20 protein-coding genes, 1 tRNA gene and 1 pseudogene are annotated in these 23,435 nt (G+C 58.1%); 12 read left to right on the top strand and 10 right to left on the bottom strand.

Annotated features, from left to right (window positions below; translation table 11 throughout):
* The first annotated feature begins 37 nt into the window (after positions 1–37).
* Entirely contained in the window at positions 38–1,438 is a 1,401-nt protein-coding gene (locus MWU49_RS05430; RefSeq protein WP_246969140.1) for a PLP-dependent aminotransferase family protein, read from the top strand.
* A gap of 114 nt (positions 1,439–1,552) precedes the next feature.
* Here MWU49_RS05430 and MWU49_RS05425 read toward each other — a convergent pair whose 3' ends face one another.
* Entirely contained in the window at positions 1,553–1,996 is a 444-nt protein-coding gene (locus MWU49_RS05425) for a DUF3332 family protein (protein ID WP_246969138.1), read from the bottom strand.
* 313 nt (positions 1,997–2,309) lie between these two features.
* Complete coding sequence (locus MWU49_RS05420) at positions 2,310–3,665, bottom strand: lysine 2,3-aminomutase (protein WP_246970730.1); 1,356 nt, start codon at positions 3,663–3,665, stop codon at positions 2,310–2,312.
* A 415-nt stretch (positions 3,666–4,080) separates the two neighbouring features.
* Here MWU49_RS05420 and MWU49_RS05415 point away from each other — a divergent pair, with 415 nt between their 5' ends.
* Together MWU49_RS05415 and MWU49_RS05410 are read left to right on the top strand one after the other, a co-directional pair.
* Entirely contained in the window at positions 4,081–5,532 is a 1,452-nt protein-coding gene (locus MWU49_RS05415; protein WP_246969135.1) for a phospholipase D-like domain-containing protein, read from the top strand.
* A 145-nt stretch (positions 5,533–5,677) separates the two neighbouring features.
* Positions 5,678–6,400, top strand: a complete 723-nt coding sequence (locus MWU49_RS05410; RefSeq protein ID WP_246969132.1) for an START domain-containing protein — start codon at positions 5,678–5,680, stop codon at positions 6,398–6,400.
* Here the strand turns inward: MWU49_RS05410 and MWU49_RS05405 are convergent.
* Together MWU49_RS05405 and MWU49_RS05400 are read right to left on the bottom strand one after the other, a co-directional pair.
* Complete coding sequence (locus tag MWU49_RS05405; protein ID WP_246969129.1) at positions 6,369–6,545, bottom strand: PLDc N-terminal domain-containing protein; 177 nt, start codon at positions 6,543–6,545, stop codon at positions 6,369–6,371. The genes MWU49_RS05410 and MWU49_RS05405 overlap by 32 nt on opposite strands.
* Positions 6,546–6,640: 95 nt before the next feature.
* Positions 6,641–6,717, bottom strand: a tRNA-Arg gene (locus MWU49_RS05400).
* Positions 6,718–6,983: 266 nt separating this feature from the next.
* Between MWU49_RS05400 and arsS the strand changes: the two genes are divergently transcribed.
* From arsS to MWU49_RS05380, 4 genes are all read left to right on the top strand, one after another.
* Entirely contained in the window at positions 6,984–7,940 is a 957-nt protein-coding gene (arsS, locus tag MWU49_RS05395) for an arsenosugar biosynthesis radical SAM (seleno)protein ArsS (protein WP_246969115.1), read from the top strand.
* Positions 7,937–8,611 carry a TIGR04283 family arsenosugar biosynthesis glycosyltransferase gene (locus MWU49_RS05390; protein WP_246969113.1) on the top strand — a complete coding sequence of 225 codons (675 nt, stop codon included), beginning with the start codon at positions 7,937–7,939 and terminating at the stop codon, positions 8,609–8,611. The genes arsS and MWU49_RS05390 overlap by 4 nt, the downstream gene beginning before the upstream one ends.
* Positions 8,604–9,251 carry a TIGR04282 family arsenosugar biosynthesis glycosyltransferase gene (locus tag MWU49_RS05385; protein WP_246969111.1) on the top strand — a complete coding sequence of 216 codons (648 nt, stop codon included), beginning with the start codon at positions 8,604–8,606 and terminating at the stop codon, positions 9,249–9,251. Before MWU49_RS05390 ends, MWU49_RS05385 begins: the two co-directional genes overlap by 8 nt.
* A 112-nt stretch (positions 9,252–9,363) precedes the next feature.
* Positions 9,364–9,708 (top strand): Hpt domain-containing protein, encoded by a 345-nt coding sequence (locus MWU49_RS05380; RefSeq protein WP_246969108.1) that lies wholly within the window; start codon positions 9,364–9,366, stop codon positions 9,706–9,708.
* 645 nt (positions 9,709–10,353) lie between these two features.
* On the opposite strand, the gene fdxA is transcribed toward MWU49_RS05380, so the two are convergent.
* Entirely contained in the window at positions 10,354–10,689 is a 336-nt protein-coding gene (gene fdxA, locus MWU49_RS05375) for a ferredoxin FdxA (protein WP_161319643.1), read from the bottom strand.
* A gap of 376 nt (positions 10,690–11,065) precedes the next feature.
* Positions 11,066–13,618, bottom strand: coding sequence for a DNA mismatch repair protein MutS (gene mutS / locus MWU49_RS05370; protein ID WP_246970728.1), 2,553 nt, complete (start codon positions 13,616–13,618; stop codon positions 11,066–11,068).
* A 231-nt stretch (positions 13,619–13,849) separates the two neighbouring features.
* Here mutS and MWU49_RS05365 point away from each other — a divergent pair.
* The 4 genes and pseudogenes from MWU49_RS05365 to MWU49_RS05350 all read left to right on the top strand — a co-directional run.
* Positions 13,850–14,005 (top strand): annotated as a pseudogene (locus MWU49_RS05365) (transposase); the annotation flags it as partial.
* Between the two features lie 124 nt (positions 14,006–14,129).
* Positions 14,130–15,110: a transposase gene (locus tag MWU49_RS05360; RefSeq protein WP_246969105.1), complete on the top strand. Its 981-nt coding sequence runs from the start codon at positions 14,130–14,132 to the stop codon at positions 15,108–15,110.
* Positions 15,111–15,162: 52 nt separating this feature from the next.
* Positions 15,163–15,984: a transposase gene (locus tag MWU49_RS05355; protein ID WP_246969102.1), complete on the top strand. Its 822-nt coding sequence runs from the start codon at positions 15,163–15,165 to the stop codon at positions 15,982–15,984.
* A gap of 29 nt (positions 15,985–16,013) precedes the next feature.
* On the top strand, positions 16,014–16,688 hold the full coding sequence (locus MWU49_RS05350) for a hypothetical protein (RefSeq protein WP_246969099.1): 675 nt from the start codon (positions 16,014–16,016) through the stop codon (positions 16,686–16,688).
* A gap of 82 nt (positions 16,689–16,770) precedes the next feature.
* Here the strand turns inward: MWU49_RS05350 and MWU49_RS05345 are convergent, their stop codons facing one another.
* The 4 genes from MWU49_RS05345 to MWU49_RS05330 form a co-directional block, all read right to left on the bottom strand.
* Entirely contained in the window at positions 16,771–18,057 is a 1,287-nt protein-coding gene (locus tag MWU49_RS05345; protein ID WP_246969096.1) for an SO2930 family diheme c-type cytochrome, read from the bottom strand.
* 90 nt (positions 18,058–18,147) lie between these two features.
* Positions 18,148–19,755 (bottom strand): parallel beta-helix domain-containing protein, encoded by a 1,608-nt coding sequence (locus MWU49_RS05340; RefSeq protein WP_246969093.1) that lies wholly within the window; start codon positions 19,753–19,755, stop codon positions 18,148–18,150.
* 323 nt (positions 19,756–20,078) lie between these two features.
* Positions 20,079–21,119, bottom strand: coding sequence for a helix-turn-helix domain-containing protein (locus MWU49_RS05335; RefSeq protein WP_246969089.1), 1,041 nt, complete (start codon positions 21,117–21,119; stop codon positions 20,079–20,081).
* A gap of 216 nt (positions 21,120–21,335) precedes the next feature.
* Entirely contained in the window at positions 21,336–22,700 is a 1,365-nt protein-coding gene (locus MWU49_RS05330) for an 8-oxoguanine deaminase (protein ID WP_246969086.1), read from the bottom strand.
* 166 nt (positions 22,701–22,866) lie between these two features.
* Here MWU49_RS05330 and MWU49_RS05325 point away from each other — a divergent pair, with 166 nt between their 5' ends.
* Entirely contained in the window at positions 22,867–23,397 is a 531-nt protein-coding gene (locus tag MWU49_RS05325; RefSeq protein WP_246969083.1) for a hypothetical protein, read from the top strand.
* The last annotated feature ends 38 nt before the right edge of the window (positions 23,398–23,435 follow it).

Genomic DNA, 23,435 nt, shown 5'->3' with positions numbered 1-23,435 from the left:
GCTATATTTTTCACAAACTGTACTGCGGGGTAGAGGGATGACGTTGTATCAGGCACTTGCGGATCGTTTGCAGGGGTTGATCCGTGATCAGGTTTACCCGGTTGGCAGTCGTTTGCCCGGGGTGAGAATGCTCAGTGAGCAGCATGATGTCAGCGTTTCCACGGCGGTGAATGCCTGTCGCGAGCTGGAGCAGCGAGGAGTACTGGAGGCGCGCCCGCGTTCCGGTTACTACGTGCGTCAGCCCGCCCTGATGCGCAAGCCGCCACGGGTGGCCAGGGCCAGCCGCAAGCCGAGGCGTATCACCGGCCAGGAAAGAGTGCTGCAAATTCTGCAATCGGTAAAAGATCCTGCGGTCATGAATCTGGGGGCTGCCGTTCCTGCGCCAGAGTTTATGCCGGTGGCGGCCATGGAACGGGTTTATCATTCGGTGTTGAGGGAGGAACGCCGTCGTTGTGTGGGTTACGAATTCCCTCCCGGGGCGCCGGAGCTGCGTACCCAGATCGCACGGCGACTGGCCAGCCTGCAATGCGATGTGTCACCGGATGAGGTGCTGATTACCAATAGCTGTCAGGAATCGGTTTCCATTGCGCTGAAACTGGTGACCTCTCCGGGAGACACTGTCGCCATTGAATCACCAACCTACTATGGATTGCTTCAGGTCATCGAATCGCTGGGACTGAAGGCTCTGGAGATCCCTACCGACCCGGAACACGGAATCTCTCTTGATGCATTGACGCTGGCTCTGGAGAAGTGGGACGTGGCGGCCTGTGTGGTGGTCAGCAACTTTTCCAATCCGTTGGGGGTTTGCCTCACGGATGACAGAAAGCAGGCGCTGCTGTCATTACTGGGTAAGCACAAGGTGCCGTTGGTGGAGGATGACATCTACGGTGATTTACCGCTTGCCGGGCCGCGCCCCCGGCCGCTGAAAAGTTGGGATCGTGATGGGCTGGTCTACTATTGTTCCTCCTCATCCAAGACGTTGTCAGCAGGAATGCGGGTGGGTTGGCTGGTGCCCCCGGTGCCGCAACAGGAGCGGGCTGAGTATCTGCAGTTCATCAATACAGTGTCAGTGAATACACCGGCACAGCTCGCGCTTGCCCGTTATCTGGAGAAGGGCAGATATGATCACTTTCTGCGTCAGCTGTGCGCTCAACATGCCCTTGGTGTGGCACGGATGACAGAGCGGGTTACCCAGCTTTTTCCGGAAGATGCCCGGGTCAGTCGGCCGGCAGGGGGGTTTGTATTGTGGGTGGAATTGCCCGGTGATGTGGATACCACCAGTTTGCTGGAAAGGGCGTTGGATGCAGGCGTCAGCTTTGCCCCCGGCGCCATGTTTTCGGCGTCAGGAAAGTTCACTAATTGTCTGCGCATGAATTGCGCGGTGAAATGGGATAATCGGGTGGAGCAGGCGTTGGTTACGCTGTCGAGATTGTTGTGAATAATCAGAAGCGGGTTTCGAGTTGCGAGTTTCGAAAGTCAAAACCTTCAGCCCGGAGGACAGGAGAGTTTTTGCTTTTCGTTACTCGCAACTCGTCACTCGCAACTGGATTTTTTACAGCAGCATGCTGCCCAGCACTTCGCGCTGCTCGTCCTGGATCTTGATGACTTTGTCACCTTCCTTGACCAGGGTGTAGCGCTCTTGCACGCCTTCACTGGTGGCCAGAACAGAGATGGAGCCATCGGCGTTGTAGGTCAGTTCGGCCTGGTTACCCATGCCATCGTCGACGGTTTCGGTGGTGCCAGCCACCTTGGCGCCTTCCTTGCTCAGCGGGTTGGTGCCGGTCCAGAACTCGATGGAGTTGAAGATCACGATATCACCCAGCAGCGTAAGGCCGTAAACAGGCAGCCACCAGAAGACAAAAGAGATGCCCTGGTTAACGAACTTGTTATTGGTCGCATCAGCGTTCCAGTCCTGTACGGTATCGAACAGGGCGTTCTGGCCGAGACAACCGGTCAGCATCATGGCGCAGGCTGCGCTGGTAAAAGCTTTCTTCATGGTTTTCTCCTGAAATTTTGGCAACTTCTTCGCGAATATTGTCAATGAAGACGGGTTATTAATAACCCAAAAGGATTGGTGATTCCATCGAATGCTTCATCCAACAGGAAGGGAGATTCAAAAATGGGGCGGGGCAGTGCAGGTCGACGGCGGCTTTCGATTTTGGTGAGAGAGCTTGCTTGCATCTGGCCAAAATCGTTTCGCGGGCAAGCCCGCACACCGTCCGGCTCCCTCAGGTTTTGTCCTGTGCCTGTTGCGGCCGCGGAGCGGCCCAAACAAGCCCCGCAATGCGGGGCTTGTTTATGCTGACATGTCAGCTTTCCATCTCTGCCAGTTCGTCTTCGAAGAAGAATTTTTCTTCGCCGAAGGCCGGCTCCAGATGGTTGAGCCAGGTAGCCTCTTCATTGTATTTGGCAAAGAAAGGTCGCTGCACCCAGTCGTGGTTGCGGCCCTGGATAAAGCGCAGCGCAAAGACTTTCTCGCCATTGATTTCGGTAACGCCCTGGATCTCTACTTTGCCCGGGTGGCTGGACATGCTGGGTCCGCGGGCGGTGCGGGCAATGCCGGAAACCTGTTTCATGGCGTCGCGATAGATCTCCCAGGCCCTGGCCAGTGGCACCTCGAAGTAGTGGCGAGCGCCGGTATCGCGTTCCACAAACATGTAATAAGGCACGATGCCCAGCTCTACCTGGGTCTGCCACAGGCGGGCCCAGTCATCGGCATTGTCATTGATGTGGGCCAGCAGCGGACCCTGGGCGCGGATCACGGCACCGGTTTCACGGACCCGGCGGATCGCCTCTTTGGCGATATCGGTTTCCATTTCCTGCCAGTGGTTGTAGTGGGCCATCAGGGCGAGATGTTTGCCGCTGGCTCGCACTTCCTCGAACAGATTCATCAGATCCTGGGCGTCGTCATCGGAAACAAACCGGTAGGGCCAGAACGTCAGCGCCTTGGAGCCGATGCGGATGGTGCGGATTTGCTCCAGTTCCAGCAGTGGTTCGATATGGGCGCGCAGGTTTTTGGTTTTCATCACCAGTGGGTCGCCGCCGGTGATTAGCACATCGGTGATTTCCGGGTGGGCCTGAATGTACTTTTTCAGCTGGCCGGCTTCCCTTGCAGCAATCTTCAGATCGTTGTCGCCGATAAACTGGGCCCAGCGAAAGCAGAAGGTGCAGTAGCTGTGGCAAACCTGCCCCTGGCTGGGGAAGAACAGTACGGTTTCGTTGTACTTGTGCTGGATGCCGTCGATCTTCTCGCCATCCACTTCCGGCATGTTGTGTTCCATCTGCCCGGCAGGGTGCGGGTTGAGGGCTTCGCGCACCTCGGCAATCACCGTCTTGATCTCGGCCTTGTCGCCACCGCGCATGGCGGCCGCTACCCGGTCGAAATGTTCCGGTGCCAGCATGTCTTTCTGCGGGAAGGTGAGCTGGTAGATGGGATCATTGGGGACCTTGCTCCAGTCGATCAGCTCGTTGATCACGTATTCGTTGACCCGGAAGGGCAGCACACTGGCCACCACTTCCATGGCAAAGCGGGTCTCATCATCCAGGCGGGACAGTGGCTCGATCTTGTCGAGCTGGCGCGCGGTATAAACCTTGAATCGGCGCGGTTCGTCGAATGGTGGCTGTTCGCTCTGGTGCAGCGGAATAACCGTATTGGTTTCGGGCATGGTCATGCTCCTCCTCATGTGCCGATGCGGGCAACGTCAGCGCTAATGACAACGCCAACACCGGTACACTGGTTGCCAAACCAGCAAGATTTATTGGGTACTGCAGATGGCCAGCGGCGGCAGCCGCTGAAAAATGAGCGCAGGCTCATATGCGTGCGTCACGGGGTGACGCGGGGGATTCGGATATTTGCTGTGTTCAGCGCTGTGTCCCGCCTTGTCGGGGGCTCAGCTGGCAAACCCCTGGGGGCCGCTTTCCGAAAATGAGCGCGCATTCTACTGAAACAGGGCCTCAACCGCAAAAAATGTAGAAAATTCATTGGCTTCTGTTTCCCGTGGCCACGGGGTTCTGTGCTATGTTGGCGGCAATGCCTGCCCGCGGGAGGGGCCGGTGTTGTGGATCTGGAACAGGAATCTAATGGGCGTGTGGATCAGCGATTGGCATCGGAGCTGGAATGCATGGCTGGATCGGCTTGAGCCGTTCTGGCCGCATATTGCTGCTGTCATCAGCATCAGCCTGGCGATCGCGGTAACCATCCACGTGGCTCAGAACAAGCGCGATGCCCGTGCCGCCGCCGCCTGGACCGGGCTGGTCTGGCTGGTGCCGGTGCTGGGGGCGCTGCTCTATCTGATGCTCGGCGTGAACCGGATCCGTCGCCGTGCCCGTCAACTCACCGGGGGCCTGATCGACAGCGAGGACGGTTGGCGGGTAGCTGCGGAACCGCTGCCCACCTGTGGCCATCTTCAGGAGCTCAGCCGGCTGGTGGGTCGGCTAACACATCTACCGTTGGTGGATGGCAACCGGGTGGATCCCATGGATGCGCCCGAGGCCTGGCGGGCCATGCTGGCGGCCATTGATAACGCCACCGAAAGCATTTACTTCGCCACCTATATCTTTGGCAATGACGCGGCAGGGAAGCCGTTCTGTGAGGCACTGGAGCGGGCTGAGCAGCGGGGCATCAAGGTGCGGGTGCTGATCGATGGCGTCGGGGCCCTGTATTCCCTGCCCTCGGTGGTCTGGCGACTGCGACGCAACGGGGTTGCCGTGCAGCGATTTCTGTACTCCCTGGCGCCCTGGCGGATGCCCTATATCAATCTGCGCAATCACCGCAAGTTCATGGTGGTGGACCGCCGTATCGCTTTTACCGGCGGCATGAATATCCGTGCCGGCTATATCCAGTCGCCGCCGTCGATCACCGATCTGCACGCCCGCCTGGAAGGGCCGGTGGTGGGGCAGTTGCTGCGCAGCTTCGCCGCCGACTGGGTGTTTACCTGCGGCGAGGTACTGGAAACCAGTTACAGCGGGCCGGCGCGGCTGGGTGATGTGCAGGCCAGGGGCATCAGTGGCGGGCCAGATGCGGATTTCGACAAGCGCCGGCTGACCCTGCTGGCGGCCATTGGCAGTGCGGAAAGCCGAATCCGCATCGTCACGCCCTATTTCGTGCCGGACCTGACCTTGCTGGCCACCTTGCAGCTGGCCATCCTCAAGGGAGTGGAAGTTCAGATCGTGGTGCCGCGGCGCAACAACCTGCGCATGGTGCAGTGGGCCAGCATGCATGCGCTGCACTGGCTGGTGCAGGAGGGCGCGCAACTGTATCTGTCGGCGGCGCCATTTGATCACAGCAAGGTGATGACCGTGGACGGGCACTGGGTGATGTTGGGCTCGGGTAACTGGGACGCACGCAGCCTGCGGCTCAACTTCGAGTTTGATCTGGAATGCTACAGCGACGGGCTCTGCCAGACGGTGGACGGTTTTGTGGATGCCCGTATTGCATCAGCGACCGCCCTGGATCTTGCCGGTTTCCGGCAGATTGCCCCCTGGCGACGGGTGCGCAATGCCCTGGCGCACATGATGGAACCGTATTTGTAGGCAAGATATGGCACTATGCCATGATAATTGTGGCCCGCGTCACGCTACGGCCGCTGTCATGTACCACTGTACCTGGAGTATCGCTAGAGTGCGTGCAGGTTCTCTTCCCGTTGGGGGGAATGGACGAGGAGCACCGGGCAGAACAATGAAAATAATCCTTACCCTGATAATGATGCTGGCCCTGACGATGGTCAGCCATGCTGATGCGCCAGAGCAGGAACCCGTGTGGATTCTGGTGACTGATCGTGACGGCGTGAAAGTCTATCGGCAGAAAGAAAGCGATACGCGGTTGAAAACCTTTCGCGGCATCGCGCGTATGCCCGTGGATGACTTCAAGGCCATTGGCGTGCTGATGGACGACTACGATGCGGTGGCGGACTTCATGCACATGGTGTCCGAAATCCGTGACGTAAAGCGTTACTCCCACTACAAGCGGGATGTCTACATCACAACGCGTCTGCCCTGGCCGGTGAGTGACCGGGATGCCCCCTTGCGCGTGTCTTTCTATCAGGAACCTGACAGCTATGATCTGGTGATGCCTATTGCCCTGAACCCGGGCATGCCAGAGCAGAAAGGCTATGTGCGCATGCCGCAGATGGAAGGCTATTATCGCTTTTCACCGGTGGCCCCGGGCGAGGTGGAGGTCACCATTGAAGTGATTCTGGACCCCGGCGGTGCGGTGCCGGCCTGGATTGCCAACATCATCCTGCGGGACATCCCCTATTTCTCCCTCAAGCGGCTGCGTCGGGTGATCAACCAGCCCCGTTTTCAGGGCGTCGATACCGGCTACTACCAGGTGCCGGAAAGCTGGAAGAAAGGCGATGATGCCTCGGTGGCTAACGCTTCAGCGGGGAACCCGGCCCCATAATTCCCCAGATGATCAGGCCAATCAGTGGCACGATCAGAATCAGCAGAATCCACAGCACTTTCGCCATGGTTTCGGCGGATGACTGAACAATCATGACGATGGCATAAATCGCTGCAGCGAGCAGCACCAGTCCCAGCAGTTTCATGTTTCCTTCCCCTTTCTGTCCTTGTCAGGTCAATGTAGACCAGCGCGAGCAGCGGGTAAACCGGCCATGACTGAGAGATCAAAAGAGAAAGGAAATGGCGCCCCGGAGATGATTCGAACATCCGACCTAGCGCTTAGGAGGCGCTTGCTCTATCCAGCTGAGCTACCGGGGCATTGGGAAAACAGATTGTAAGGACTTTCGGCGGAGGTGCCAGTGTTAAGGGTTTGTGTGGCTATTTTTTCAACGGAATGGTGTTGATGGTTCGCTGCGTAAGCGCATTGCCCATCCCCACCACCAAATCGCCATGCGTTATTTTGTCCCTGACATCATCAATTTGTCGAAACTCATAGCTCGTAGCTCAATGCCTCCCTTCACGTAACCTTTGCGACATTTACGCATCCAATTGGTAGCATTGCCGAAACGTTTATCAGGTGAAATATGCAGGACACCCATGACCTTCTGGTGCGCACCAGTACGGATTTTCCCGCCCTTCGCAGGCAGGGCACGGCCATTTTGCAGGTGAACCTTGGTTACCTCTGCAACCTCAGTTGCGTTCACTGTCATGTGAATGCCGGACCCACCCGCACCGAGCTGATGGATCGGGACACGGTGGAGCTGGTGCTGGCGGTTATTCGTGAGCGGGGCATTCAGGTGCTGGATCTCACCGGCGGTGCGCCGGAAATGAATCCGCATTTCCGTTATCTGGTTAGCGAGGCCCGCAAGCTGGGAGTGGAAGTGATCGACCGCTGTAACCTCACCATTCTGCTGGAAGAGGGCTATGAAGACATGGCCGCTTTTCTGGCCGAGCAGCAGGTCCATATCGTCGCGTCTTTGCCCTGTTACCTGGAAGACAACGTCAACAAACAGCGGGGCAAGGGGGTTTACCAAGGAAGTATGGAGGCGATTCGCCGCCTCAATGCCCTGGGCTACGGTGATTCCCTGACCCTGGACCTGGTCTACAACCCCACAGGCCCGTCTCTGCCTCCACCACAGGCGGCTCTGGAAGCGGATTACAAGCGTGAGCTGGCGGAGCGCTTCGGGCTACGCTTCAACAACCTGCTGACCATTACCAATATGCCGATCAGCCGCTTCGGAGCCGTGCTGCTGGCCCATGAGCAGTTCAATGATTACATGCAACTGCTGCGCGACAGCTTCAACCAGCAGACCCTGCCTGCAGTGATGTGCCGTAATACGGTAAGCGTGGATTATCGCGGTTATCTTTATGACTGCGATTTCAACCAGATGCTGCATATGCCCCTGGGCAACCAGCATAGTCATCCTCATCTGTCCTCCTTGCTTGAGGCAGATCTGGAAGGCCAGTCTGTGTATGTGGCGGATCATTGCTTTGGCTGTACTGCCGGGGCTGGCAGTAGTTGCGGTGGTGCCCTGGGGTGAGCCCGGTCAGCGTGATTGTGCCGGTCCGCAATGAAGCGCACCAGCTGGCCGGGGTGTTGGCCAGTATTCGCAGGGCCCTGCACGAAGGTGACCAGCTGATCGTGGTCGATGGTGGCAGCACTGATAATAGTGCCGATATCGCCGCGCGATTCGCCGATCAGGTACTGGTGTCCCCTGCGGGGCGGGCAACCCAGATGAATGCCGGAGCCCGGATGGCCAGCGGTGAGTGGCTGTGGTTCATTCACGCCGACACTGAACTGTTGCCTGCGCACCGGGACGCTCTGGCGGCATTGCCGCCGACGGCGCTTTGGGGGCGCTTCGATGTGCGCCTGTCTGGCCGTCGCTGGCTGTATGCCATGATCGCCACCTTGATGAATCTCCGCTCCCGGCTTACCGGTATCGCCACCGGTGACCAGGGCATCTTTGTCCGTCGCCATGCGTTTGAAGCATCTGGAGGCTTTGCGGATCAGCCGCTGATGGAAGACATCGCTCTCAGCGCCATGCTGCGTCGTCAGGCGCCCCCCAGTTGCCTGCGCCCGGTGCTGGTGACCAGCAGCCGTCGCTGGCAGCAAAAAGGGGTATGGAGGACTATCTGGCTGATGTGGCGCCTGCGCTGGCGCTACTGGCGCGGGGAAGATCCCGCTACCTTGCATCGGGACTATTATGGTTAATGGCAAGTATGGTGCAGGCCGGCAAGAAGAGGACCTGCTAATCGTGTTCGCCCGTGCGCTGCAGGTTGGCAAGGTAAAAACCCGTCTGATTCCTGCCTTGGGTGCCAATGGTGCTCTGCTGGCCTACCGCCAGCTGTTGGCTGCCACCCTTGAGGCCGCGCAGGGTTTTCCTGGAGACGTGGAGCTATGGATCGATCAGCCTGATGTGAATCTCGCGGCGAGGGCGAGAAGGGCGGGCTGGACCTGTCGGGTGCAGCAGGGGCGGGATCTGGGCGAGCGCATGGCCAGGGCGATCTATTCCGGGCTGCAGCAGTACCAGAGGGTGCTGCTGGTCGGCAGCGATTGCCTGCTGCTGGATGGTGAGTATTTTCAGCAGGCGCTGACAGCACTGAATGACGCTGATGTGGTACTGGGCGCCAGCGAGGATGGTGGTTATGTGCTGCTGGGCAGTGATCAGCCTCTGCTATGGAAACGCAATCCCCTCACCGCGGTCAGATGGGGAGGAGAGCATGCGTTGGGCGACACTGTGGCGGCTCTGGGCCGCTATAGCCGCCGCCTGACGACGCTGCCGGCACTATGGGATGTGGACGAGCCCGTGGACCTGGCCCGGGCCGTGCAACTTGGGCTACTGCCGGATTAGAGGCACTATTTCGTGATAGTTTTCGCTCAAAGTGCAAATATCAGAACTGATGCACATAAGATATAGTACTTAGGTGGAAGAATAACTAACCGTAAAGGATGACGGAAAGATTATGCAGGCTTCAGAGACAGAGATTATTGATTCAGACATCGTCGCAGAACTGAAGGATGTGATGGGCGATGACTTTTCCGTACTGGTGGACTCGTTCATCCGTGATGGCCAGCAGCGGCTGCAGGCGCTCCGTCAGGCTCTGGCGGGGGGCGATCGCGAGACACTCAGGGCGCAGGCCCATTCATTCAAAGGCAGCAGCAGTAATCTGGGTGCCTTGCAGGTGTGTGAGCTTTGTCTGTCCATGGAAACTCTGGCAGTGGACGGAGATCTTGGTGAGGCTCCAGCGGGCCTGGATGCGCTGGAGGCCGCTTTCGACAAGGCCTCGGCTGCCCTGAAGGCGCTCTAATCCGGGTTGTCTAGCAATGCTGCAGGCAAAAAAAAACCCTCTTCCAAAAGTGGGGTGGAAGAGGGGGGTTGTGAGCGCTATTTCTAGCGCCTTGGGGGGATACTGGTGAGCCTTGGGGTTACCCTCAGCTCTCAGGAATAATGCTAGCGATTCATGGCCTGGCCTGCTGTAAAGACCGGTGAGGATTTGTAAATACTTGCCACTCTTTTACCGGCAGCGTGTAGCTCCCCTTCCCTCGCATGCACCAAAACCCGGCTTCAGCGGAACTGCTTCACGCTTTCTTGTAAGAGATCTCTTACAAACCTGTAGGAAATTCCCGTCAATTTTGCCCTGATTCAAACACTGGTTTGACGTTAACTCTATGATAGTTATCGACTTTCTGGTTTTGAGCGTTTTTCGGTCAAACTTTTAATCTTTTTTTTACCCAAAACCTAAAATCGCGTTGCTATAGTGGAATTGTGCTCAGGGACGAGAGCACAGGGACAAGCAGGGAACGCATGACACGGAAGTCACGGTGAGCGCAAAAGGGTCAGGATGACTCGACGCAAAAAGGGCGGCAGGATGCCGCCCTTTTATTTTGTCTGCAGAAAAGTTGCAGAATGCTGCGCATGATGGCTCATGACGCAGACTGGCAGAAGGAAGGCCTCAGCCTTCCCACTCGCGAACCAGCTTGTCGCGCTTGCCTGCCACACCGTCCCACTCTTCAGCATCGTCCGGTGCATCTTTCATTTCAGTAATGTTCGGCCACTTCTCGGCCAGCTCCGCGTTGATCTCCAGGAACTCCTGCTCACCGTCGGGCAGCTCATCTTCGGAGAAGATCGCGTTGACCGGGCACTCCGGCTCACACAGTGCACAGTCGATACACTCGTCCGGGTGGATTACCAGGAAGTTGGGGCCTTCGTAGAAACAGTCTACCGGGCACACTTCCACACAATCGGTGTGTTTGCAGTTAATGCAGTTTTCACCTACTACGAACGTCATAGCCTGTCCTCGCCAGGTGTCTTGTTTTGTACAGCATCAAGCCACTGATAATAGCAGCTTTTATGCGGTCTCACTTGGGGTGGCGCTAGTCTAGCGGTATGGCCTTGGGCAGGCAAACGCAGACTTGATATAAGGATATAGCTCGGACAGTCCGAAGAGGACAAAGGCGTTTTCTACCACAGAGAGCACCGACGTCACTGAGGAAACCCCTTACCGGACTGAAGCCCCAGTCTGACCGTAGGAGCGGTGGTTCCACCGCGATTCGCGAAGCGAAACCGACGCCGGATCAAAAGCGCTCACGGTGTCGCACGGATCTTCCCCATCGACCAACCCGGCTTTATCTCAGTGACCTTTGCCCACTGTGGTAAAACCGCCTTTAAACCAGCCCCTTCAGCTTGTACAGCGCTTCCAGTGCCTGCTTCGGCGTCAGATCATCCGGGTCCAGCTCGGCCAGCGCCTGTTCAGCGGCACTGGGTTCGGCAAACAGGCTGGCCTGAGCTGGCGCGGTTGCCGGGGGGCTGGCGGTGGGGATCACCGTGGGCGGCGCATCGTTCACGGTCAGGCTCTGACCCGCTTCCAGCTCACGCAGCTTCTCACCGGCCTGCTGGATCACGCCCGCTGGCACCCCGGCAAGCTGGGCCACCTGCAGACCATAACTGCGGCTGGCCGGCCCTTCCTGTACCCGGTGCAGGAACACGATACGGTTATCGTGCTCGCTGGCGGTGAGGTGGGCGTTGTAGATGCCAGGCAGCTGCTCCGGCAGCTGGGTCAGCTCGAAATAGTGGGTGGCGAACAGGGTAAAGGCCTTCAGGTTGCGGGCCAGATGTTCCGCCGCCGCCCAGGCCAGACTCAGGCCATCAAAGGTACTGGTGCCACGGCCAATTTCATCCATCAGCACCAGGCTCTTGGCGGTGGCGTTGTTGAGGATGTTGGCGGTTTCCGACATTTCCACCATGAAGGTGGAGCGGCCACCGGCCAAGTCATCGGAGGAGCCGATACGGGTAAAGATGCGGTCCAGGTTACCGATGCGGGCGCTGGCAGCGGGCACGCAGCTGCCCAGGTGTGCCAGCAGGGCAATCAGCGCGGTCTGGCGCATGTAGGTGGACTTACCGCCCATGTTCGGGCCGGTGATGATCACCATGCGGCGACTGTCATCCAGGTGCAGGCTGTTGGGCACAAAGGCATCGTCCAGCACCTGTTCCACCACCGGGTGGCGACCATCGACAATCTCGATGATGGCTTCTTCATCTACCAGCTGCGGGCGCACCCAGTTCAGGGCCTCGGCACGCTCAGCCAGGGCGGCCAGCACATCCAGCTCGGCCACGGCCGCAGCGCAGCGCTGCAGCGGGTGCAGGTCGGCGGCCACTTTTTCCAGCAGCTCTTCATACAGACGCTTCTCCAGCGTCAGTGCCTTACTGGAGGCGGACAGCGCCTTGTCCTCGAACTCTTTCAGCTCGGGGGTGATAAATCGTTCGGCATTCTTGAGGGTCTGGCGGCGTTGATAATCCACTGGCGCATCATCCGCTTCCCGGCGGGACAGCTCGATGTAATAGCCGTGGACCTTGTTGTACTTCACCCGCAGCGTCGAGAAACCGGTGCGCTCGCGCTCTCGGGTTTCTATGTCCACCAGCACCTGGCCGGCGTTCTCACTGATGGAGCGCAGTTCATCCAGCTCCGGGCTGTAGCCGGGGGCAATCACACCGCCATCGCGGATCAGCATGGGCGGGTTCTCGATCACCGCCCCGCCTAGCAGCTCAACCTGCTCCGGGAACTGGCCGATGCGTTCGATCAGCTCATAAAAGGCATCGGCGGCCGGCAGGGTGCCGATCAATGCCGGCAGGGACTTGAGGCTGGCATGCAGACGCGTCAGGTCGCGGGGGCGGGCAGAGCGCAGGGCCACCCGGCCGAGGATCCGTTCCATATCGCCGATGTCGTTGAGCACATCGCGGGTGGATTCAAAACACCAGCCCTGGCGCAGGACCTCGATCTGGTCCTGACGCTGGTTGAGGGTGGTGCGGTTGCGCATGGGCTGATGCACCCAGCGCTTCAGCTGGCGGGCGCCCATGGCGGTCTTGGTGCTGTCCAGTACCCAGGCCAGGGTGTGCTGCTCCTGGCCATCCAGGGTTTCCGTCAGCTCCAGGTTGCGGCGGGTGGCCGCATCCATGGCCACGGTGTCATCAAAGCTTTCCACCGTCAGGCCGGTGACATGGGGCAGTTCGCCGCGCTGGGTTTCCTTGGCGTACCCGAGCAGGGCGCCAGCGGCGGCCACCGCCACCGGTGTGGGTTCACCAAACCCGGCCAGGTCCTGTACCTGAAACTGCTGGCACAGCTGGCGGCGGGCGGATTCTTCATCGAATTCCCAGTCCGGGCGCTTGCGGCTGCCGGGCTTGTCCGCCCAGCGGCCGGGCAGGGACTTGTCTTCGCTGTAAAGCAGCTCGGCGGGAGACCAGCGCTCCAGCAACGCCTGCACTTGTTCGCCACCTTCCACCTGGGTCACCACAAAACGCCCGGCGGCCACATCCAGGCTGGCGCAGCCATACAGACCCTTTTCTTCATAGACGGCACACAGGAGGTTGTCGCGGCGCTCTTCCAGCAGCGCCTCGTCACTGACCGTACCCGGGGTAACGATGCGCACCACCTTGCGTTCCACCGGCCCCTTGGCCAGCGCCGGGTCGCCAATCTGCTCGGCAATGGCCACGGATTCCCCCAGCTTTACCAGCCGGGCCAGATAGCCTTCCGCGGCGTGATAGGGAATCCCTGCCATGGGAATCGGCTTGCCGGCACTCTGGCCGCGCTGGGTCAGGGTAATGTCCAGCAGCCGCGAGGCCTTCTGGGCATCGCCAAAGAAAAGCTCATAGAAATCCCCCATGCGGTAGAACACCAGCTGGTCTGGGTGTTCGGCCTTGATCGCCAGGTATTGCTGCATCATTGGCGTATGTTGGCTCAGGTCCGCGCTCACGCTTCCTCCGGGGGGTATCAGTGACAAAAATCAAAGGGGGGATGATATAGGGATTGGAAGAGGGATTCATGGTCCATTCCTCTTCTAATCGGGGACACCCACAAATTAGACAATATCCTACATATGGAATGGCAGGTTTCTGATGGTGGGCTGTTCATTTGGTCAGTATTGTTGAGTCATGGATAAGCAAGGAGGCTGACCATGACACGCGCTCGTTATACCCAGGTATCACTCGACTCTACTTCGTACTACCACTGTATCTGCCGCTGTGTGCGGCGGGCCTTCCTTTGTGGCAAGGACCACTATTCCGGTCAGGACTATGAACACCGCAGACAATGGGTGGTGGATCGCCTGGCATTCCTCTTTTATCGGGGACACGCATAAATTGGCCAAAATCTTACACGAAGAATCGTCACTTTCTGATGTTTGACTGTCTTTATGGTCAGTATTGTTGAGTCATGGCTAAGCAAGGAGGCTGCCCATGACTCGCGCTCGATATACCCAGGTGTCCCTGGATTCCACGTCTTACTATCACTGTATCTGCCGCTGTGTGCGGCGGGCCTTTCTGTGTGGCAAGGATCACTATTCCGGGCAGGATTATGAGCATCGCCGCCAGTGGGTAGTGGATCGGCTGTCGGTACTGGCGGAGGTCTTTGCCATTGATCTGTGTGCCTATGCGGTGATGTCCAATCACTACCACCTTGTGGTGAGTATTAACCAGCAGAAAGCCTTGTCCTGGTCTGACAAAGAGGTGGCTGAGCGCTGGATGCAGCTTTTCAGCGGCACTCTGATCGTCAAGCGCTGGTTGAATGGGGAAACCGGCGAAGCGGAGTCTCTCAAGGCCGAGGAGATCGTCTCTCAATGGCGGGAGCGGCTTTACGATCTTGGCTGGTTCATGAAATGTCTGAATGAGTATCTGGCTAGGAAAGCCAATGAAGAGGATTGCTGCAAAGGACGCTTCTGGGAAAGCCGTTACAAGTGCCAAGCCTTACTGGATGAAAAGGCTGTGCTGCAATGCATGGCCTATGTAGACCTGAATCCGGTGAGGGCAGATATGGCCGCCACCCCGGAACAATCGGATTACACCTCCATTCAGCAACGCACGTTGACGGCACAAGGAAAGCCTGAGCAGGCCAAGAAGCCCAGGCTGCTTGCATTGGTTGATGCTGAAACCATCAACAGTATGGATGAAGACACGATTTGCCGTTTTAGGCTGATGGACTATCTGGAGCTGGTTGATAGTACGGGGATAGCTATTCGAGACGATAAGCGTGGCGCGATTTCTGAAAAGGCGGCGGGTGTGCTGGATCGATTAGGTATCGATGAAAGGACGTGGCTGGTACATATGAGACCGAAGCCGCGGCGGCAGCCGATTGCGTTGGGGGCACTGGAGAAGCTGAAAGAATACGCTGCGATGACAGGGCGGAAATGGGTTTCTGGGCAGAGCCTGGTTGGGTGGTAAGCTTTTGTTTTGGGCGATTGAATTTATGCGTGTCATCTAAGTACCTACGAAGTTGGCGGAGGTCTTTGCCATTGATCTGTGTGCCTATGCGGTGATGTCCAATCACTACCACCTTGTGGTGAGTATTAACCAGCAGAAAGCCTTGTCCTGGTCGGATCGGGAGGTGGCGGAGCGCTGGATGCAGCTGTTCAGCGGCCCCTTGATCGTGAAGCGCTGGTTGAAGGGGGAGTCAGGTGAGGCGGAGTCTCTCAAGGCAGAAGAGATTGTCTCGAAATGGCGGGAGCGGCTTTACGATCTGGGTTGGTTCATGAAATGCCTGAATGAGCACCTTGCCAGACGGGCTAATGAGGAGGATTGCTGCAAAGGGCGCTTCTGGGAAAGCCGTTACAAGTGTCAGGCCTTACTGGATGAGCAGGCTGTGCTGCAATGTATGGCGTATGTGGACCTGAATCCGGTCAGAGCAGATATGGCCGCCACACCAGAGGAATCCGATTACACCTCGATTCAGCAACGCGCGTTGAAGGCACAGGGAAAGACTGTGCTGGCCAAGGAGCCCAGGTTGCTTGCATTGGTTGATGCCGAAATTATCAATAGTGAGGATCAAGACACGATTTTCCGTTTCAGGCTTATGGACTATCTGGAGCTGGTTGATAGTACGGGGCGAGCCGTTCGGGACGATAAGCGTGGCGCGATTTCTGAACAGGCGGCGGGTGTGCTGGATCGATTAGGTATCGATGAGAGGACATGGTTGGCACATATGAGGCCAAAGCAGCGGCGGCAGCCGGTTGCTCTGGGAGCACTGTATAAGCTGAAAGAATACGCTGAAGTCACTGGTAGGAAGTGGATCTCGGGACAGAGCTTGGTTGGGTGGTAAGCTTTTGCTTTGGGCGATTGAATTTATGCGTGTCCCTGATAACTGTTTCCCTGATAACTGTTGGGGAGGCTGAATCCCTCAAAGCAGAGGAGATCGTCACTCAATGGCGGGAGCGGCTTTACGATCTGGGCTGGTTCATGAAATGCCTGAATGAGCACCTTGCCAGACGGGCTAATGAAGAGGATTGCTGCAAAGGGCGCTTCTGGGAAAGCCGTTACAAGTGCCAGGCCTTACTGGATGAACAGGCTGTACTGCAATGCATGGCCTATGTAGATCTGAACCCGGTCAGGGCAGATATGGCAGCCACCCCTGAACAATCGGATTACACCTCGATTCAGCAACGAGCGTTGAAGACACAGGGAAAGCCCGAGCAGTCCAACCTGCCCAGGCTGCTCGCATTGGTTGATGCCGAAACCATCAATGCTGAGGATGAAGACACGATTTGCCGTTTCAGGCTGATGGACTATCTGGAGCTGGTTGATAGTACGGGGCGAGCGGTTCGGGACGATAAGCGTGGCGCGATTTCCGCTCAGGCGGCGGGTGTGCTGGATCGATTAGGTATCGATGAAAGGGCGTGGCTGGCACATATGAGACCGAAGCAGCGGCGGGAGCCGATTGCGTTGGGGGCACTGGAGAAGCTGAAAGAATACGCTGCTATGACAGGGCGGAAATGGGTTTCGGGACAGAGCCTGGTTGGGTGGTAAGCTTTTGTTGTGGTCGATTGAATTTATGCGTGTCCCTGACTAAAGAAAAAAGGACGCGCAGCGCGCGTCCTTTTCTGGAGGGTCACGGCGAGCACGCCGCCTCGGGCAATTGATCAATCCATTCACTGATCAACGCAACGCCTTCCGCATGGACGGTGCTGCGTCCCAGTTCCGGCATCTTGTGACGCGGATCGGTGGTGCTCATCCGGAATACCAGATAGGACATGTCCGCGGCGCCGGGCACCACGTCGCCCAGGGGGTAATCCGGGCTGCCACCGGCAACGGGCGTCTTGCAGGTGCCGAACCGGGTGGGGTCGTCTTCGTAGGCGCGGTTGAATTCCATCTGCAAACCACTGCTGCCCGCCGGGCCAGCATACAAGGGCTCCGGTAGTGTCAGCTCGGAGCGATGACAGTGGGCACAGTTGATGTCCAGGTAGGCCTTGGCGGCATCATGCAGGGCTTCTGGTGTCAGTGTGGTCGGGTCAAGCTCGTCATTGAATAGTGGCGCTTTTGACACTTCGCTCATGGACGCGGGCAAACCTGCCAGTACACCTTGCTCTTCCCAGTAAGCCAGCTGGTTCCTGGTGTAGCCTTCATAATCAAAGTCTTTATTCAGGAAGCGAGCCTTGGGCCCGATCGGCTTGAAGATCGGCTGCCGTTGATCTTCTGAACCCTGTAGCAGCGGCACCACCGAGTGACAGGAGGTGCACGATGACGCCTTGGGTACCGCATAGGTGAACGTGAGGGTTTGACCGTTGTGCAGCGTGGTCATGTTCTCGACGCTCTTGCCGGCGATGGCCAGGGAGGCATCCCCTTGCGTGTCCCAGTAATAGGGACGGGCGACCCAGCCGTTTTCACGGTGAATCAGCAGGCGGGTTTCGATGATGGTTTCGTTCTGGCCACGGTTGGCGGTGTCCGCCGGCATGGCAAAGGTTTTCACCAGTACGGAGCCCACCGGGAACTCGAACGCTTCGTGTTCACTGTAGGTGGCCTGTTCCCCTTCAGGAATAAACACAAACCGGTATTTGCTGGCGTAGTCCGTGAACAGCGGCGTGGACAGATCGTAGGGGATGCCGCCGGTGTTCGGGTTGCGGGTGGGGTCGCTGCTGTCGGCGAACAGGTTGTAATCCGACAGCTTCGGGCAGTTTTCGTTGAGCAGTGCGCCCCAGTTCACGCCCGAGGAGGTACCGCCGCAATCGGCGGTTTCCGCCGGTTTGCTGGAGGGACCGGGCACGTACTCGACGCTGTCATCTTTATTAATGGTGAGCCCGTCCTTGCCTACATCAACGTCACAGGCGGTGAGCGCCGATAACGTCAGCGCAAGCAGCGTGCTGTTGCGCGCCAGTTTGCTAAATCTTGAGTTGTTCATGATAACCACTCACTCGATCAATTCTCGTTGCGGCATGTGGTGATTGATCAGAGGCGAACCGCGGTTCGCCTCCTGCACATGCCAACCGGATTACAGGGCACAGGCCGCTTCGGACAGGTCATCGCCAGTACAGCCATAGGCCACGCCATTGATGCTGACGGCGTTGGGCGGCAGGCGATTGTGTGCGCAGTTGAGGAGTGAGGAGCCGATCATGGGCTCGATCAACAAGCTGGGTGCCGGGGCGGTGCCCTCAGCATTCCAGTTGGCCGGGTTCATTGGGTCGGTGCCGAACACCTGACCGGTGTTGACGTCGTCGTAGCTTGGCGACGGGTTGCCGTTCACATTGTTGTTGGCGCAGATCTGGTCTTCCGGGCCATAGGGCATGTAGCTGACCCCATCCGCTTCGGCTTGGGAGCCTTCTGGGATGAACGCCTGGAAGTCGGTCAGCAAGCCTGCGTTGGCCAGCAGTTCGCCAACACCATCATAAAGAATGGCAGGGAAAACCTGAGCCATGCCGCTGGCGTTATACGGGGAGGTATAACCGTTGATGATGTCCACCAACAGGACGCCCTGGGGGTTGGAACCGTTACGGGCGATGAAGTTATTGTGCGCATAGACGTTGCGAACCAGCGGGGTCCAGCCATTGCTCATGGCCTGGCCATACTTGCTGGGGTAGTTGGCCAGGTCATCGTCTGCCAGCAGATAGCTGGCAATCGCCAGGGCGGTGGTCTCGTTATCGGTGATGTCGTTGTTGTAGATTTCTACGTCACTGGTGGCGAATACCAGAATGCCGGTGCCCGGAGGCGCAATACCTACCGCGCCGGCACCCACGTTCGGCGCGTTGTTGGCGTAGGCCCGGTTGCTGAAGACGCGGATGTTGCCGCCATAGGCGTTGGTCAGGCCCGGCAGGTCAAATACCAGGATGCCGGCGGTATTGCCGGTGGCCATGTTGTTGTACACGTCGGCATTGAGGGTGTTTTCCACTTCGATACCGGCCACGTTGCGCACCGCCACATTGTCACGGATCACCACATCGCGGGACTGACCGACATAGATGCCAGCATCTGCTGAACCAGCCGCATAGTTGTGCTCCAGCAGCACATTCTGGGATTGTAGCGGGTACAGGCCGTAGGCGCCGTTGTCTGATTCCAGCGGGCCTTCCCAGACGGTGGCGGTGTAGGCGAAATGCACGCCGCTGGCGTTGGTGACCTTGATGGCGTTCTTGTTGGACTCATACACGCCAAAATCGCGGATGGTCAGGTTGGTGCCACCCTCAAAGCGGATGGAGTCGTCGCCGGTGGAATTGCTGAAATCCAGCTTGGTGTCGTGGATGCCGTAGCCGGTCAGTACCACGCCGCTGGCGCTGGTGACGGTGATGGTTTCAGAGACGGTGAACTCGCCCTTGGGCAGGACCACGACCGTATTTTCCGGCAGTTCGAAAAGGGCAATCAGCAGTGCTTCCGTGATGTCGTCACCATTCTGGGCATCCGGGGCCACAAAGATGGCGTCGCAGGGGAAGGCAAAGCCTGAGGTACTGACGCCGGCGTCACAGGACTCGACGGTGCCTGAGTTTTCAGTACCGCCGGTGCTGGTGGTATGGGTGATCTTGTCACCATCATTCACTTCCACACAGCCTGCCAGCAGCATGCCAGCGGCCAATGCCGGCAGCGCTTTGCGGTTCATCCGGTTCTTGGTCATGGTCGTTCTCTCCCGAGTTGTTATTGTTCCTGCCTGAGAGCCGAAGATGGCGCTAAGGCTTTTGTACTAGGAGAAACAACCTACAGAACGGGATGAGAGCTGCTCAAAGAGAAGCGCTGTGCAAACCTGAAAAGCGCTGTGCAATACGTGGCAGACACCATGCAAAAGTTGAAATTCGGCTGATCAATTCCTTCAACGTATTGTTTTTATTGAGGTTTTAAAGGTGGTGCCTGCAAGGAAAAATAATGTGACCTGTGACTCAGTGTTGGCGTCACAGGGGGCAGGAAGGTCGATAGCGTTGTCAGTCAGTCGGAACAAGTGGGTCATTCAGCCTGGCGAGACTGGCGATATTCGGTGGGGGTTTGCTGTTTGAGTTCCCTGAAGGCCCGGTTGAACGAGCTTAGCGTACGGTAGCCAATATCCAGCGCGATGTTCTGAATCGGGGTGTCAGGTTCGCTGACCAGCCGCTCACAGGCTTCCTCGATACGCATCTGATTCACATAGTCGTTGAAGTTACGATAGTTGAAGGTGCCGTTGATGATCGCTCGCACCCGGTACTCGGGCAGCGACATTCTGCTGGCCAGCTTTTTCAGGGTTAACTTCTCGGTGCGATAGAAGTGTTCCTGTTCCATGATCTCTTTGAGCTGCGCCGCGATCTCATCGGTTTCGTCCACGGTATGTTCTGTTTCGACAATGGATTGAAGCGGTTCTTTATCGCTGGCTGCTGAAACGGTGGCGGGTTTCTGCAGATCAAGCAATACGCCTTCCTGCCCTCTGAGCAAAAGAAACCCGACCACCAGGGTCGCGACCCCGACCATGCCGGCCACCAGCTGGCGGGTATCCAGCCCATGATTCAGGGAAATGGTGACACATAGCAGGGTGGCGCCGACGGACACCAGCAGGGCGACGCGGAGCTTTCTTCTGCCTTCTACCAGATCATTACGCCAGTGTATGGCGGTGATCCACAAGCCACTGAGGATCAGGATGTACTCGGCATACTGGGGAAGTTTGAATCCCAGCCAGTGCAGCCACCAGGCGGCGTCAGCATTGTAGGCGCCAAACGGCCGACTCAGGGCCGGCGGGATAAAGCTGTAAAGGGCCAGTGCTGTCCAGGCCGGATTCGCCCTGGGTTTGGGGGAAAACGCCAGCAAACACAACAGCCAGAAAGCGGCCGGCAGGGTCGTCATGATATCGCCGAGCAGCCACTGGTATTCCTGACCCACCACGCGGCTGGAAACAAAGGCGGCGGCGGCAAGCAACACCCACAGAAACACCTTGCCGACCAGCAGGTGCCTGAAGTCGCGCAGGACCACAAGAAAAACGACAGTCAGGCAGCCAAGGCTGAAGCCAGTGAGTAGTTGCATGGGTGATCAAACATTTCGACGTTATTATGGCGAGCCAGAATAGCACCAAATCCGGGCGTAATGTTTCCGGGCTTCCGGGAATTAGGCTAGCTTGTCGTTTGCGGACGATGAACTCAGCCGCAGTGGTATTGAGACGTGTTGGCCCGGGTTTGCAGTTCTGGGCGCCCAGACTCTCCCACCGCACAGCCCCGAAATGAGTGCGGCGGGAGTTGGATCTCAGCCGTTGACCAACTGCCAGGACAACTGGTTATGTCGCTCGATATGACGGGGCAAATTCAGCGTCGTCAGGTGACCCTGGTCGACCACCACCTTGCCGTTGATGATGCTGTAGTTCACCCGCCGCGGGGTGGAGAACAGCAGAGAGGCGACCGGATCGGTCTGCCCGCCGGCATAGGCGATATCGTCCATGCGGAAGGCGATGATGTCGGCGCAATAGCCCGGCTGGATACGGCCGATGGCATGATCCCGGCCGAGCACGGCGGCGCCACCGCGGGTGGCGATGCGGAGCGCGTCGCGTGCCGACATGGCGGTGGGGTCTTCGTGGCGTACCCGCGCCACCAGCATGGCCTGACGGGCTTCGCCGAGCAGGTCGTTGCCGTCATTGGAGGCGGTGCCATCCACGCCCAGGCCTACCTTGACGCCGTGATTGAGCATCTTGCGGATCGGCGCGATCCCCGAGGCCAGCCGCATGTTGGAACAGGGGCAGTGAGCAACGCCGGTGCCGGTGCGGCCGAACAGCTGGATACCGTAGTCATCCAGATGCACACAGTGGGCGTGCCAGACGTCGTCACCAACCCAGCCCATCTCTTCGGCAAACTGGGCCGGCGTCATGTTGTAGCGCGCCTGACTGAAGGCCAGATCCTTGCTGTTCTCGGCGGTGTGGGTGTGCATCAGCACCCCGTAGTCCCGGGCAAGCTTTGCGCTTTCGCGCATCAGGTTGGGGGTAACCGTAAACGGGGAGGAGGGACCCACCGCCACCTGAATCATGGCGTCATCCTCGCGCTGGTGATTGGCTTCGATGACGCGCTGCATTTCCTTTAGGACCGCATCCTCATTCTTTTCCACCACATGATCCGGTGGCAGGCCGCCATCACTGTGCCCCAGGGTAATGGCGCCGCGCACGCCGTGATAGCGCATGCCGATTTCACGGGCGGCATCCAGGTTGTCTTCCAGACGGCTGCCGTTCACGTAGAAATAGGCGTGATCGGCGGCGGTGGTGCAGCCGGACAGGATCAGCTCGGCCATGGCGGTCTTGGCCGAGATGTTCATCATCTCCGGGGTAATATTGCCCCACACCGGAAACAGGGCGCTGAGCCAGTCGAACAGTTCGGCATTCTGGGCTGCCGGCAGGGCGCGGGTGAGGGACTGGAACATGTGGTGGTGCGTGTTCACCAGCCCGGGCATCACCACATGGCCTTGCAGGTCGATGACCTGATCGGCGCCGTCGGGCAGGTCGTCAGTGGTGCCCACCGCGGTGATCAGGTTATCGGTGATAAGGATGGCGCCATTGGCGATTTCTCGCTGGTCGTCATCCATGGTGGCCACCACGGTGGCGTTCTTGAGCAGCAGGGTGCGACTCATCGGTGTCTCCTTGGGCAACGCCTTACGCGGACTCCTGTTATCGTCATTTTATACCGGATCAAATCATCGTTGGCAGGCTGGAGGCTGACGTTGTGGCCCAAGGCCTGGTTCTTGCTACGATATCCAGCAGAGTTGTTCACCGGGAACAGGATGGAAGAGGGGGGAAATGATGAGAATGTGGAATCAGTTGTTGGCGGGGCTGCTGCTGTTCGTGGCCACAAATGCTGTTGCCTATGATCAGATATTCAAGACCTCGGATGGTTTGATGATCCGTAATCCTTACTACGGTGACCAGGGCATTCTTTCCATAAGGGTGTATGGGGATAATGTTTCTGCTTATTCCAAAGACCAGCACGACAAGCAATACAACGACAAGCTATTCACCATCACGCCAGAGGTGGCTCCCTACCGGGAATTCATCTTCGACATCCTGGAGAAAGGGCGCTTTGTGATTCTCCCCAACCAAACCGGCAAGATTGAGGATTTGCGCATTATCTACAAGGAAAAAAAGTACAGCTTTCTTGAAGCGGTGCGTTACCTGAGTGAGAACGATCTGTGTGGTCTGGCTATGGAATGTCCTTCCAGCAAGGTGGCAGCGAAGCAGGGGCGGCAGACCACCGCTCCGGGTACCGAGGGGCCACTGGAACGGGCGGATGCGCGCAAGGTGGATTACATGACCCGGGTGAATATCTTTTAGGGCGGGTCGGGATGAGGCGCCTGCCGGCGTCCGGTTGA

This window comes from Alcanivorax sp. S6407 (assembly GCF_023016115.1).
Classification (GTDB): domain Bacteria; phylum Pseudomonadota; class Gammaproteobacteria; order Pseudomonadales; family Alcanivoracaceae; genus Alcanivorax.
The sequence above is the reverse complement of the archived record's forward strand: the minus strand, read 5'-3'. Positions and strand labels throughout refer to the sequence as shown.